This is a genomic window from Mycolicibacterium vinylchloridicum (genome assembly GCF_013404075.1).
GTDB classification, from domain to species: Bacteria; Actinomycetota; Actinomycetes; order Mycobacteriales; family Mycobacteriaceae; genus Mycobacterium; species Mycobacterium vinylchloridicum.
Genome location: NZ_JACBJQ010000090.1, coordinates 1 through 14,374 on the forward strand (window position 1 = coordinate 1; position 14,374 = coordinate 14,374).

Here is a 14,374-nt window from a genome sequence, read left to right on the forward strand (position 1 = left end):
CTTCTACAATCACCAACGCCGCCACAGTGCCGCCGACGGGCTATCGCCCGTCAACTACGAGATCAGGGAATCCAAGACCAAGCCCGAAGCGGCATAGGAAACCCTCCACGATTTCGGGGGAACCACACACCGCCGCAACAGCTTCGCGCGCCAGTTCTGATCTACAGCGCGCGAATGGTGGCCTGGGGGAGTACTACTCAGAACATGAGACTCGGGCGCCGGTGTGGGTGTGTGCCGGTGACGCGCATGCCGCGGCGCGGTTGGTGGGTCTGAGTGATGTGCAGCGCGCGGGTGGGGAAGCCGACGCGAAAGTAGTGGCGCGTTGGCTTGATGACGGGGTCGCGCCGAATGGTGCGCGGGGACGCGCGTTTGGTGCCCGCGGCGTACACGGCTTTGATTTGACGTTCGCCGCGCCTAAGAGCGTGTCGTTGATGCGCGCGCTGCGCGGTGATGATGTCGCGCAGAAGGCGGTCGCCGCAGCGCATAGCGCCGCGGTGGCCGAGGCGATGGAGTATCTCTCCGTGCATGCCGGCTATACCCGCGTGCACAACCGGATCACGGGCGATAAGGATTTGGTGCGGCTGCCGGGGTTGGTGGCGGTGGCCTATCAGCATGAGACGTCGCGGTGCGGGGATCCGCATCTGCATACCCATGTGATCGTGCCGAACCGGCAGGCTCGCGCCGACGGCCGAATGGTGTCTTTGGATGGGACGTCGCTGTATCACGAGGCCCGCGCCGCGGGGGTGATCTATCAGGCCACGTTGCGCCGCGAACTATTTCAGTCGTTGGGGATCGAATGGGAGTCGGTCGATCCGTCGACCGGGATGGCCGAGGCGGCAGGAGTGAGTCGGGACAGCATCATCGCGTGGTCGCGGCGTTCGTCGCAGTTACGGGAGTGGGCGGCACACAACCTGGTGTCGGTGGATGGTGCGCTGAGCGCGGCGCAGCTTGGGGCGGCGCAGAAAGCGACGCGTCCGGCCAAGCCGGAGGAGCTGGCGTGGAGCCAACTTCAGGAGCAGTGGCGCGCCGATGCGCGCGGTCTCGCGGTAGACCGCGCCGCATTTACGCACGCGCGCCAGGCGCGGCGCGCCGCCGCGCCGACCGTGTTTAGCCGCGCCAGGCTGGCCGCGGCTGCGGAAAAGATCGAGAAAGCGGTGTTCACGCGTGCGGATCTGGTCGAGATCGTCGGTGCGCAACTTCCGATCGATGGGGAGCAGTCGCCGCGCGCCGCGGTCGAGGCCGCGGTCGACGAGATGGGAATGCGGTTAAGCGCGCCACGCGCCACACACCAACGCGAAGGGCACGAGCGTTTCACCCTGGCGCGGATCCTGGCCGAAGAAGCCGCAGTACTCGAGTTGGTCGACGCGACCAACGATCGCGCCATGCTGTGGGTGCGCGACGACGACACCGCTGGCCTATCCCCGGATCAGAAGACCGCGGTCGAAAACATCGGTGGCTCGCCCTGGCTGGTGCAACCCCTGAGTGCGCCAGCTGGCGCGGGCAAGACGACATCATTGCGTGCGCTCGTCAGGGCGGCGCACCACCGCTACGGCGCGAAGGTTCTGATCCTGGCGCCGACCGGCCAGGCCGTCGATGTTGCGATGCGCGAAGGTGCGGGCGATGACGGCATGACGATCGCCAAAGCGCTGCACTCGCTGCGCGAGGGAACCTTGGAGTTCGACCAGTCGACGCTTGTGGTGGTTGATGAAGCTGGGATGGTCGGCACCGACGAGCTGCGCCAGCTCCTGACCGCCACCACACAGGCAGGTGCCAAGACCGTCCTCGTTGGGGACCCCCACCAGTTGGCGCCGGTCAAAGCCCGCGGCGGCATGTTCGCCCAACTCTGCACCGACCTGCCCTGGACCCAGCAGCTGTCCGAAGTCTGGCGCATGACCGACCCGGAAGAACGGCACGCCTCTCTAGCGCTGCGCGACGGCGACGCGAAAGACACTCGTGATGCCGTGGAGTGGTATCGCACCCATGACCGACTGCACTGCGGCGACCCGATCACCATGGCCGCTGACGCTCTCGCCTCCTACAACGCCGACACACAGCTGGGACGGAATGCGCTGCTGGTGTGCGACACCACCGAAATGGTCGATGCTCTCAACCTGCGCATCCACAACGACCGCACCGACCCGGACGCGGCGACAGTCACCGTGGCCCGAGGGCAGCAGGTGGCGGTGGGCGACGTGATCATCTGCCGCCGCAACGACCCCACCATCGAAGTCCGTCCAGGATCTCGACGTCCTGATCCGCCGGCGTCAGTGCGCAACGGAAACCGGTGGCGGGTCGCCGTCATCGACACCGAGACGAATCTCATTGCGGCCGAACGCCTGGACGGCAAAGCCCGGACAGTCTTCGATCAGAGCTATTTCCGCGAGCACATCAGCCTCGGCTACGCCGTCACCGTGCGCTCGGCCCAAGGTGTCACCGCTGACGCAAGCATCGCCGTCCTGCGCGAGGACACCAGCCGAAACGTGCTCTACGTCGCCATGACTCGCGGGCGCGACGCCAACCACGCCCATATCTACGAACGCAGCACTGAAGCAAGCGAATTCAGCCACGAACAACCTGCCGGAACCCACATCGCGCAGCGGGGTGACGGCCGAGAAGCCGCCACCCTCATCCACCGCATCCTCGCCAACGACGAACCCGCCATCACCGCCCACGACTACGCTGCGCAAACCGCCGACGAGGCACTACCCGATCGAGTCCGCTCGCTTCTCGACAGACGAACGACAGCCACCGAGCGCCGACGCGGCGGTTACCAGGCCTGGCAGGCCGCGAGACAAGAACACGACCTCAGCAGGGCCCAAGCCCAACACCGTCATACCGACAGAAGTCAGCATCGCAGCTCAGACTACGGACTCGAACTCTGACAAGACGACAGCAGCAGCAGGCCGAAGAGGCCTGCTCTACGAGAGGCTGTTCGACCTCGTCGACCTCGCTTAAGCGCTGGACGTTCTTGCAGCCGACTCCGTACGGATCGCGCATAACCGAGAGGCCATAACTAGCCAATCGGGAACCGACAGCTGCTAGCTCTTGGTCTCAATATTGCTGCACAGCAGCGACTTTAGCCACGACAGCGAGCCTGCCGAACTCTCAGTCGGTACACGTCAGCGCTGGCGTAGTGCGACCACGCCTCTGTCGGATGTGCGTACCGAGGAATCCATGGATCGCGAACGTTGTGCGCAGTCTCGCCAGGGTCGACCACCCAGTGCGAGCCGTAGGTACGGCGAACAGCGCGGCGACATCGTTCCAGCGCTGCCAGGCTCGAGGCGTCGCGGCGACCAATCGGGTACCAGGATGGCCTTCACTGTGATCGTGATTTCTTCGCCTTTCCCGGCCGGGGCCATCGATAGTCTAACCTGTGTCACGAGGCGCCAGCCCGTACCGAGCCCGAATTTCATCTTCGCCGTATGTCCGGCCAGCAGCGTAGTCGGCGTCAGCCGCGACAAGCGATTCCCGCAAGCCGGGCACGGATAGCCAGAAGGCTGTTTCGTCCTCCTCGCCAGCTGCTGAACCCTCAACCGAACCAGTCATGACACCGACGATAGGTATCTCCATGGTGAGCTGGGTCGTGGACCGACGATCCCGCACATTCATGGATAACAGTGGTTATCCACGAACTTGGGGTTGCGTGAACCTGGGGCAGGGGACAAGACCGTGCGTCCTCAGCCCTGCACATCACCACCAAGCCGTCCAACGCTACCCCGCCAGAGCTGAGCGCGCATTAGAGGCATCTCATTGTCATACAGAAATCGCAGTCATACAGGAAACCGCCAGCCGCGTGTTTAGAGCGTTTGGGGCGGCTCCTCGACCCTAACGAGAATCTCTCAGTCACCTGATAAGAATTAATCAGTTGCGATGCTACCTTAGCTGCGGACAGAGCGTCGCTAGAGCAAGGTCCGCAATTTGGTCACCGAGGGCCGTCGCCATTTGATCCTTCCCTCCGGCAATTTTTGCTCCGAAACAGACATAGATGCCGTCGCGCAGCGGATGAAACGGATTCTTATTTTCCGCGAGATCGAATATCTGCGTATGAACATTAGGCATATTGTCGGCAATGTAGGAGGGTACCCCCATCACGTCCGTGTTGTCTTGATTGATGTCTAGAGCGCACCAACCAGCACTGTATTTCGCCATGCCGCCCTCGGGAACGAGAGGCACGAGTTCAATCGGAGTACCGAACTGCGGGAGGTCGACGCCCCCGTAACCAAGTGCGTACTTATACAAGAATGCGATATGGTCTTCGCCAAATTTCGTTACACCGTCTTTATCTGAGGATCCCGGCCTATCCACAAGGCCTGCGACCGTTGCCCAGAAATGACGCAATCCGTCCACAAATTCCGCTTCTGTGTAATTTGGTCCCGCATAAGGTTCACATCCTGCGCGTCTATTGGCTACTGGTGGGGCAGCTGAACCATTGACAGGTGAAGGCGGCGGTTCACCGCTTCTGCCCCCAACTGGCGGGTCGCAACCAAGTACAGAGACAGAGAACATCAGGACAATAGCCGGAAGAACTTGTGCTTTCGTCCTTTTCGAACTGCGGGTGCCGCTCGGGATACCCGGGCCATGGGCGGTCACGTTGGACGGCGAACTGAACCTCATGTTTGCTTGTTGGCCTCTCTGGTTCGTCAGCCGTGAGGGACGATAGTGACGGTGCGCTGGGCGTCTGCGCCGACCGTCGCCGCTGATCGGCAAGGAAACATAGAACAACTTCCTCAACCACGCGATTCAGAACTCAACCGGGGGTTTCGCTGGCACGATCCGGCCGCCGATGACGGTATATCCATCGGGCACAACTTGGCCGTTGAGGAAGCCGGCCATGGCGTTACGCAGACTACGCCAGTGCGACGACGTGTCGACGTCGAAGTCGAGTCCGACGTCCTCGTACGTGGACCGGACTCCATGAACTCCGGCACTTCCCGCGTTACTGAGCACAGAAAGGTCAAAGTCGTTGGAGCTCGCGGCCACATAGACGTTCTTGTTGACTATGGAATTCACTAGCCCGGCGATCCAGTTTCTCGGCGTGAGATTGATTTTCGGGATGGGATCTGCGTAATCCTCAAGGTGCACAGTGGGGTATTCGTCTAGTTGGACAAGCGGAGATCCGAAGGTGACGACGGCCTTGATCTGGTCCCGTAGACCGTATGCCGCGGCGTTGGCGGCGATGTTCTGGACATCCATGCCACCTTGGCTGTAGCCCACCAGCAGAATCGGCTCGGCCGCATCAGTCATTGCAGCCTTGATAACCGCGATTTGATCCTCGTCCACAACTCCCAATGCTGAGGGCAGGTTCCTGAACACTGATTGATCGCCGGTAAGGGTATGTGTGCCGACTATATACACGATGAGGGCTTCGTGACCATTGACGAGGACCTGTTGTGTTGCGATGCCGTGTTGCAGGTCATTCCCGCCGTTAACGTCTGCGGCATCGCGCAACGCGCGGTAAAGGCCTTGCGTCCCAGTGGGTCCGGCCTGGTAGGGCACGGACGTGTACACCTCGTGGACGTCGATGGCGAGGGTGCCGCTTTCGATGCTGACGCCGTTGGTGACGGTGTAGGTGAAGGTATCGGTTCCGATGTATCCGGCGTTCGGTGTGTAGGTGATTCTCGAACCGTTCAGAACGGCAGTGCCATTGGCCGGTTGAGATATCGCAGTGATCGTCACATCGGCACTAGGCGCAAACGGATTCGCTATTGGGTCGAATGTAACGGGAAAGTCTACGCCGGTGTTGGTCGAATAATCGGGGGCGATCCTACTTACAGGAAACGAAACTCTCTGAGTATCGATGATGGACACGAATGCGCTGCTGGCGGTGACGCCGGTGAAGTAGGCGTATCGGCTGTCAGGGCTGATCGCCCACGATCGCAGATCGGAACCGCCGGCCCCGGCGGCCACGGTAGTGGCGGTGCCAGTGACTGGGTTGATGATCGCCGCGCCAACGAATACTCCCCGGTTGTCTTCAGCGATGACGTAGGCGTAGCGCCCATCCGAGGTGACTTCCCCGCGGTCCACGACGACGTCGGTCTGGACGGTGGTCGCGGTGTGGGTGACTGGGTTGATGATCGCGACTCTGCTGTCGAGGTAAGTGTTTGCGACATAGGCGTAGCGACTGTCGGGGCTGACCACCACCTTCGCAATCGCGGTGCCCTCCCAATTCGTCTGAATCGTGGGCATGCCGGCGTGGATGGTGGTGGCGGTGCCAGTGGCGGCGTCGATGACCGACAGGGTATCGCTGTTGTAGTTGATGTTGGGGATGACGTAGGCGAAGCGGCTGTCCGGGCTGATTACTGGTGCCCCCATGGTGGTTGTGTTGATAGTGGTGGCGGTGCCAGTGACCGGGTTGACGATCGCTACCCCGCCGCCAGGGACGTATACATACGCGTAGCGGCTGTCGGGGCTGACCACTACTCCTTCGACGTCGGTGCCGCTTTGGACGATCGTGGCGGTGCCCGTCGCCGGGGTGATTACTGCCACAGCGGCGCTGTAGGTGTCGTCGCTGTACTTGTAGTTGCTGGCGACGTAGGCGTAGCGGGCGTCGGGGCTCATCACCAGATCGGTGTAGGTGGCGCTGGGATCGGTTTGTACGTTGGGATGGATGTCGACGTTAGCTACGGCGCCGGTGGCGGGGTTGATGATCGCCACGGTGCCTCCGCCCAGATTGGCGTAGGCATAGCGACTGTCGGAAGTGACAACGACGCCGGTCTGATCCGAGAAAGAGCTCAACGTGCCGCTGCAATTTCGGGCGGTGCAGGTGCCAATGGCGACGGTAGTGGAGGTTCCGGCTGTGGGGTTGATGATCGACACCGTGTTGTGGTTGCCGTCCCACGTGGTGGCGTAGGCGTAACGACTGTCGGGGCTGACGACGACACTCTGCCAGTCAATATCTTGATTGTTGGTGCGGATGGTGGTGGCAGTAGCAGTATTTGGGTTGATGATCGACACATACACGGGGTAGTTGCGGGTGGTCGAATCGTAGGTCGCAAAAGTGTTGTAGGCGTAGGCGTAACTGCTGTCGGGGCTGACAACGAGATCGGTGTACGTCCCAATCCCGGTGGGGATGACAGCAGCGGTACCGGTGGACGGGTTGATAATCGCCACGGTGCCATCGTCGCCGCCGTAGGCATAGGCGTAGCTGCTGTTGGGACTGACAACCAGATCGGTTACCGACGTTCCGGTTTGGATGATGGTGGCTGTACCGGTGGCCGGATTGATGATTGCCACCGAACCGTCGCCCCTGTAGCCATAGGCGTAGGCATAGCGACTGTCGGGGCTGACAACAACAGTCGAGTAGCCGCCATACCCACCATCTTGGATGGGGGTGCCAATGATGGTGGCGTTCCCTGTAGCCGGGTCGATGACCGACACGAAGCCATCGGAGCTCGCCACGTAGGCGTAGCGGCTGTCCGGGCTGACCACCACCAGCCCAGGTTGAGGGCCAACGTGGATGACGGTGGCTGTGCCGGTAGTCGGGTTGATGACCGACACGGTGCCGTCTTCAAAGTTGGTGAGGTAGGCGTATCGGCCATCAGGGCTAACGAGGACGTGCTGGATGTAGCGCGTGGCGGTGCCAGTGTTGATGGTGTAACCGGTATCGGTGGTCGTGCCCAGGACGACTGTCCCTGTGGTGACGGTGCCAGCCGCCACAGTACCCGTAACGACAGCGCCTGTGGTGATGGTGCCGGTGGCGGGGTGGTTGATCACAGACGTGGTGTTGTCGTAGTTGTTGGTGACGCTCAAATTGCCGTAGCGGTCGACGGTGACTGTGTTGGGGTCGACTCCCACGGGAAGCGATGTGGTTGAGTTGCTTTCACTGTTGATGATGTCGAGGGTGTTGGATCCGCCGTCGGTGATGTAGATGTTTCCGTTGGGTCCGGTGGTGATGCTGTCCGGTTCGGCGCCGGTGGTGATGGCGCTTGCGCTGAGGGTGTCGGGGTCGATGGCGGTGACGGTGTTGGCGCCGGTGTCGGTGACGTAGATGATTCCGTTGGCGCCCAGGGTGATTGCGGTGGGTGTGGCGCCGACGGTCACCGTGTGGGCTGTGTAACTGTCGCCGGTTGGAGTCAACACGGTCACCGTGTTGTCGAGGGGATGGGTGAGATAGACCGTGCCCGCGGTGTTGACTGCGATGCCGTAGGGGTTAGGTCCTGCGTTGTCGATGGTGGCGAGGGCATCGCTGTGGGTGGGGTCGATGACGGTGACGGTGTTACTGCTGAAGTCGGCGACGTAGATGCGGCCGTCAGGTCCGGCGGCGATACCAGTCGGTGTGCCGCCGACGGTGATGGTGCGGACGAGGGTGGTGGTAGTCGTGTTGATGACACTGAGGGTGCCGTCGCCGGTGTTGGCGACGAACACCGATCCATCAGCCCCGACGGCCAAACCTGTTGGGGACAGGCCTACGTCGATGGTGGTTTGGATGGTGGTGCCGGTGTGGTCCAGGACGGTGACGGTGCCGTCTGCTCCATTCGTCACCCACACATGGCCGTCCGGGCCGACCGCCACAGCGCTTGGCGAGGCGCCGACTGCGATTGTCGAGAGGATCGAGGAACCGTCCGCGCCGAGCACCGACAGGGTGTTGGCGCCGGAGTTGATGACGTAGATCGTGCCGTCGGCGCCGGCCGCGACCGCGGATGGGTGACTACCCGAGCGCGCCAGGGCCCTCGTTATGGCATCAGTCGACGCCCCAACGGGGGCGGACACCGTGACCGGGATGAAGGCGGAACCACTGGCGGCGGTGACAGCGAAATCCACGGTAGGACTGGTGCCGTCAGCATAGGCGGCGACCAAGGCTGCTGGGGTGGGGGTGAAGGTGAACACACCTGTCACCGGGTCGATGGTCGCTTCGCCTAGCGCGGCGGGTGGCGGAGTGTCGATCGCATAGGTGAGTGTGACGTCGCCGGCTGGGGGGACGACCGTCACGCGTCCGGTGACCACACCAGTGGTGTCGTCGCGGGTGTCGATGTCAGCAGTCGCGGTGATCGGGGTGATCGCGGTGATCGGCACGCTCACCGCGATCGAAGTGTCAGCGTGGCCGTCGGAGGCGGTCACGGTGAAAGTGTCGCTGCGGTCGGCCAGGTTGAGCGTGTAGGTTGCGACGGCGTGGCTGATTGCTCCGGTGTTGTAGTCGTAGGTTTCGGTGATCAGGTAGGCGTGAGCACCGTCGGGGCTGATGGCTAGGTCGATGGGGTAGGTGTCGTAGTTGGCGGTGGTGTCTACCGGGTACGGCAGTGTGGCGATGATCGTGTTAGTGGTGGTGTCGATCACCGAGACCGCGCCGGGGCGGGCGATGATCTGGCCTGTGTCGTCGGTGATGGTGTTGGAGGCCAGGACGTGCAGGTAATGACCGTCGGGGCTGAGTTGTTCGCGCCACTGCGATGGGGTGGATCCCGCGTCGATGGGGATGGCGATGCTGTCCACGACCGTGCCGGTGGTCGTGTCGACGACGCGCACCGTGTGGGAGTTGTCATCGCAGGCTCCGCCGCCCCCGAAGTGGCAGGAGTTGATATAGGCGCGAGCACCGTCGGGGCTGAACACGATCTCGTTGACCGAGGTGTTGTCGGCCAGATCGATCGTGTCGGTCAGCAGGCCGGTGGTGGTGTCGAATACTGCGATGCCCGAGGTGACCCCGGAATTAGCCGATCCACCCTGGTAGGTGCCGACGTAGAGGCGGGTCCCGGCCGGGTTCAGGCCGGCGAAACCCCAGTCGAAACCCGCTGATCCGGTGTCGGGGTAGGCCATGGTCGCGGTGATGGTGTTGGTGGTGGTATCGATCACCGAGATTGCTGCCGAGTCCAAGACGATGTGCCCCTCACTGTCGAGGGCGTAGTTGTAGGTGGGTGCGTAGGCGTGGGTTCCGTCAGGGCTTAAGACGATTTGGTTGAACCCTGAATTGGTCGGGAACGGGATCGTCGCGGCAACGGTGTTGGTGGCGGTGTCGATGACCGACACTCCGATCGCCGCTACCCCGTAGGCGCTGTCATCCCAGGTGTAGGTGGGGGCGTAGGCGTAGTTGCTGTCGGCCCCGACGACGATACTGCCGACGTAGTCGTTGGTCGTGAACTTGAGGGTGGAGATGACGGTGTTGGTCGCCAGATCGTACAGGGCTAGAACCGGGACACCGCCGTCGTAGCCCTGGACGAGGGCGGTGGTGCTGTTCGGGATCAGAGCCAGTCCGCCGGACCCGATCACTGCGTATCCCTCCAACACAGGGGCGGTCCCGTCCAGGGTGTACACCGGGGTGCCCGCGGCGTCACGGGCTGTGGCCGTTGGGCTATACGTGAGCACTCCGGTATGAGGATCGATGCTGATCTCGCCGTTGGCGGTCGAGGCCGGGACGGTATAGGTCAGCGGGTCACCGTCGGGGTCGCTCAAATGAACGACCCCCGTGACAACGCCAGTCGCGAGGTTGATCGACGTCACCGTGAATCCCGGGTTGTCGACGACCGGAGCTTGATTCCCATCCTCTGCGGCTGGTGAAACCGTGACCGTGACCATCGCCGTGGTGGATCCGCCGTGGCCGTCGGTGACGGCCAGGGTGACCACATCGCTCGATGGTCCGGTGCCGGCGGCTGATTGGCGTGCGTCGTTGGTGGGCAGGTAGGTCACGGTGCTGTTGCCGTTGAGGGACAGGGATTGCGCGTTGGTGGTGCCGGTGACGTGCACGGTCAGCGGATCGGGGGTCGCTGATGCGGTGTTGTCCGGGTCGGAGACGGTGTAGGTGATGGTCACGGCCCCATCAGCGGCGGGGTCGCTGACGGCGGTGACGGTGATCACCGGGGCACTATTGACCGCGGTGATGGACAGCGTGGTCGATGCGTTCACCGTGCCGCCGTGGCCGTCCGAGGCGACGACAGTGACGGTGTCGGAGCCGGGGCTGGTCGATCCATCGGCACTGAGGCTGTGGGCATATCCGGGATCGGGGGTATAGGTGTAGCCACCCGCGGTGGGAGTCAGGGTGCCGTGCCCGTCGGCCGTGATGGCGGTAGTGGACACCGTGTCACTGTCAGCGTCGGCGGTGCTCACCGCGATGGTCGTGGTGCCGTCGGGGTTGGAAGTGGTGGTCAGCGTCAGCGTCGGCGAAGTGTTGAACGGGGCGACGGTGACGGTCACTGTGCGGGTGCTGGTCGCGCCGGAGGTGCCGATGAGCCCGAAGGTCAACAGGTGGATCAGGCCGGGCAGGCCATGGATGGCAAAGCCGCTGGCAAAATCGCTGACAGAGACGGTGAACGAGTCGGTGGTACCGGAATGGGCGTAGGCCGGTTCAGGCGTGTAGGTGTACGTGCCGTCAGCATTGATCTGCGCGCTGCCATGCACGCCATCACGAGTCAGCGTGTAGGTCAGTACGGGGCTATCAGGGTCAACAGCCCCCAGCTCACCACTAACCACCCCGCTGCTGGTTTGGCTGATCTGGTGAGGATTGAGGGTGGGCGTCTGGTTGTTGAGCAACGCGCCCAGAGCATGAAAGAACCCCGTGACCGGATCCCCGCTAGAGTTCGCTGTTATCACCTGTTTGTTGATGGTCGTCGCATTCGCGGACTGAGTCGTCGCCGTCTGTTGCTGCGTGCGACGTCCCGAGGTTGCCAACCCGTGCGCAGCTATGTTGACCGGGCTGTGGGGTGCTGACGCAGAATGGGCCGCCGACGGTGTCGCGGCGGTGTTCATGTTGGACAACCGAACGGCAGCTCCTGTTTTCGAGTGCGATGCCGTGGCCTTCTGCGGCGACGACGCCCGGTGCTTGACGGCCGGACCTGCAGCCGACGACGAGGATGAGCCGTCCGAGGATGTCGGACCGTCTGCGTGAGCGACACCGGCACCACTTGCTAGCGCCGCGCCGACCCCCAAGCTGAGCGCCCCCGCACCTAGCCACCCATACGGCTGAAGACGCCCTCGGCTCCCAGACACCCTTGGTGTTCTTTGGGCACGCCTCATCCCCAACCCCCCGATTCACTTAAGCGGCAAATTTGACGTCGAGAGCAAGTCATAGCACAAGCAGGCATATGACGTGGGACAAGTGAGAACAGTTACCAGGGTGCTTCAAAGTTGGTTCATTGCATCGATCGACACAAGTACTCACTTCACCCCTAAGCGCGACCCCATGACGTGAGATCAAGAAGCGACGTTCAGATTGCGGCGCTTTCTGTCCGCCCAGTGAATCGCTTGGCTTCCGAGTGCAGTCGGTCGGGACGCGAGTGCGCCAGTGTCGCGGGACGTCAGCCAGCAGAGGCTTACCCATGATGGACGCCTTCGCGGTGGAGGAGCGGTGCGGGTCCAATGCCGCACGCCGCTGAGATGCTATGTGGTGGGCAAGATTCGCGAAGCGCTTGACCCCAGTGGGCAATGGCTGTTTGCGGCATGCATTGTTGGTACTGGGTCGCAGGCGATGCGGGCAAGCCCGACAGTTCGGCCCCCATTATTGGGGGCATCGGCTCATTGCGGGTATCGGCGTCGCGCCGTGTGGGCACCTACGACTCGTGAATCGTGCCGTCCTTGCCGATCTCAACACCTTCGAACATGCCGTCGTTACCGGTCACCACAATCGACCCAGCAACATCGCGCCCGGGTGGGTGTATTCGCACGGTAATCGAGCCATTCTCGATGCGTCCGAGCCACTCGGTTGCGAGATGGCAGAACTTCAGACGGACGCTGGCGTCGATTGCGTCCATACCACCGTCGTCGAACATCACAACATTGAGACCGCGCGACCGGGCGCCGCGAGCGGCATCGACGACTGAGGGTACGTTGAGTGCACGAGCGCGCACGCTGTCGCGGAGCCGCGCTTCGCTCAGACGAATCTCTGCCACCTGCGCAGCTGTTAAACGTTCTCCTCGCGCAATGGTGAGAAGTGTTGGCCAAGCGACGTCGCGTAGCTCGGTTCGCTGTCGGTCCCGTTCGGCCATCCGCGCTTGGGCGGCGGCCAATTTCTGGGCCTGATCGATCGACGCTTTGCGGAGTTCACGGATCTCAGTGGCAGCAGGCCGAACGACGAACGCAAACAACGTTGCCATACCGAGGACGGCGACGTTTGGCGCAGCCAACTTCAATCCGTACAGCCCCTGGCCGGTCAGCAGTGACCAGCCGGTCATGATCGCAGACGTGGCAACGAACGCCCACCATGCCGTGCCTGTTCGGCCGCGCACACACAAGAACGCGAAGATCGCGACGCTCGCACCAAATGCATTGGCTTGGTTGGGATTCCCGAGAAGACCGGGGATGGACAGGCATGTCAGCACACACGCCGCGGGCCCAGTCGCCGCGACGACGAGTGCGACCCGGGCAGACATCGGATCTGATCGGACAGACAGGATGCCGCCCATGCCGACCGATGCCACGACTAGGGCCACCAGCAGCAGCGAGACGCTGTGTACACCGCGGGGGTCGCTGAGCACTGACCAGAACAATGCAGCCACGACGGCGGCGGCGAGAAGACGGGCCCCGCGTGAGTGCATGCCGATCAGCATCGGCGCGGTCAGGTCGGAGGTGTCGCTCACAATGGCATCGGCCATATCAGGGTCACGCGCGTTCCCTGGCCAGGTCTGGACACCACAGAGGCTCGGCCACCGACAGCTGCCATTCGGTCGCGGATACTGACTGCCACGCCCATCCGGTCTGGCGCCACGCTGGCAGGGTCAAACCCTCGGCCGGTATCGAGAATTGTGACCGTTACCGCTTGGCCGCTCGCCTCAATGGTCACCCTGATGCTGGAATCGGGGCCGGCATGACGCTTGCTGTTCCGCACGGCTTCGGCGGTGGCGTTACCCAGTGCGTGAGCGACGGCACCGGGTATCAGGGAGGTGCCCGTCGCCGCCGATTGCAGGCTGGTGATCGGGACCGGCGCACTATCGTCGGCGCCGATAGCTCGACGAGCGATCGCTCCCAACTCGCGCACGTCGACAGGGCCGTCCGAATCGTCGACGGTGGCGTCGAGTTCACGCATGACCTGCTCGGCCCGCTGTGCAAGCTCGCGGTTGTCGAGCTGATCGCCGCCAACATTGAGTAGGACCGCCAGAACTCGGTCGTGGACGAGGGCATCGTAACGAGCACGCTCGCTATCGCGCGCCTCTTGGGCGGCAGCGTCGACCGCTGTCCGGTAGGCGTGTTCCCGGGAAGCGTCGAGGACGTCTCCGGTGCGTACGGCCATGGCGCCGGCGGCGACGAATACGGCACTGAAGGCGACGGCCCACACCACGCCGCTTAGCGCTATCCAGATGCTCTCGGGACTCGGGTCGGTTAGGTGGTTGGGAGGAATTGTCAATACCTGTGGATCGGGGTGTTTCAGGCGACCTCCGTTTCGGTTGATTCGGCCGGCTCGGGCGGTGTGATGTCGGCGGGGCGTTCGAGTAGCTTGCCTTTGTGGAAGACGGCGCCG

5 protein-coding genes are annotated in these 14,374 nt (G+C 62.9%); 1 reads left to right on the forward strand and 4 read right to left on the reverse strand.

Going from position 1 to position 14,374, the window contains the following annotated elements:
* Window positions 1-110: 110 nt before the first annotated feature.
* Entirely contained in the window at window positions 111-2,882 is a 2,772-nt protein-coding gene (mobF, locus tag HPC46_RS32280) for a MobF family relaxase (protein ID WP_179476126.1), read from the forward strand.
* Window positions 2,883-3,873: 991 nt separating this feature from the next.
* On the opposite strand, the gene HPC46_RS32285 is transcribed toward mobF, so the two are convergent.
* The 4 genes from HPC46_RS32285 to HPC46_RS35885 form a co-directional block, all read right to left on the reverse strand.
* Window positions 3,874-4,347 carry a hypothetical protein gene (locus HPC46_RS32285; RefSeq protein WP_179476122.1) on the reverse strand — a complete coding sequence of 158 codons (474 nt, stop codon included), beginning with the start codon at window positions 4,345-4,347 and terminating at the stop codon, window positions 3,874-3,876.
* 393 nt (window positions 4,348-4,740) lie between these two features.
* Window positions 4,741-11,514: a virginiamycin B lyase family protein gene (locus HPC46_RS32290; RefSeq protein WP_179476123.1), complete on the reverse strand. Its 6,774-nt coding sequence runs from the start codon at window positions 11,512-11,514 to the stop codon at window positions 4,741-4,743.
* 956 nt (window positions 11,515-12,470) lie between these two features.
* The gene (locus tag HPC46_RS32295; RefSeq protein ID WP_179476124.1) at window positions 12,471-13,322 is read right to left on the reverse strand and encodes a DUF8320 family protein; all 852 of its coding nucleotides are present in this window, start codon (window positions 13,320-13,322) and stop codon (window positions 12,471-12,473) included.
* 170 nt (window positions 13,323-13,492) lie between these two features.
* Window positions 13,493-14,194 (reverse strand): sensor histidine kinase, encoded by a 702-nt coding sequence (locus HPC46_RS35885; RefSeq protein ID WP_179476125.1) that lies wholly within the window; start codon window positions 14,192-14,194, stop codon window positions 13,493-13,495.
* Window positions 14,195-14,374: the final 180 nt, after the last annotated feature.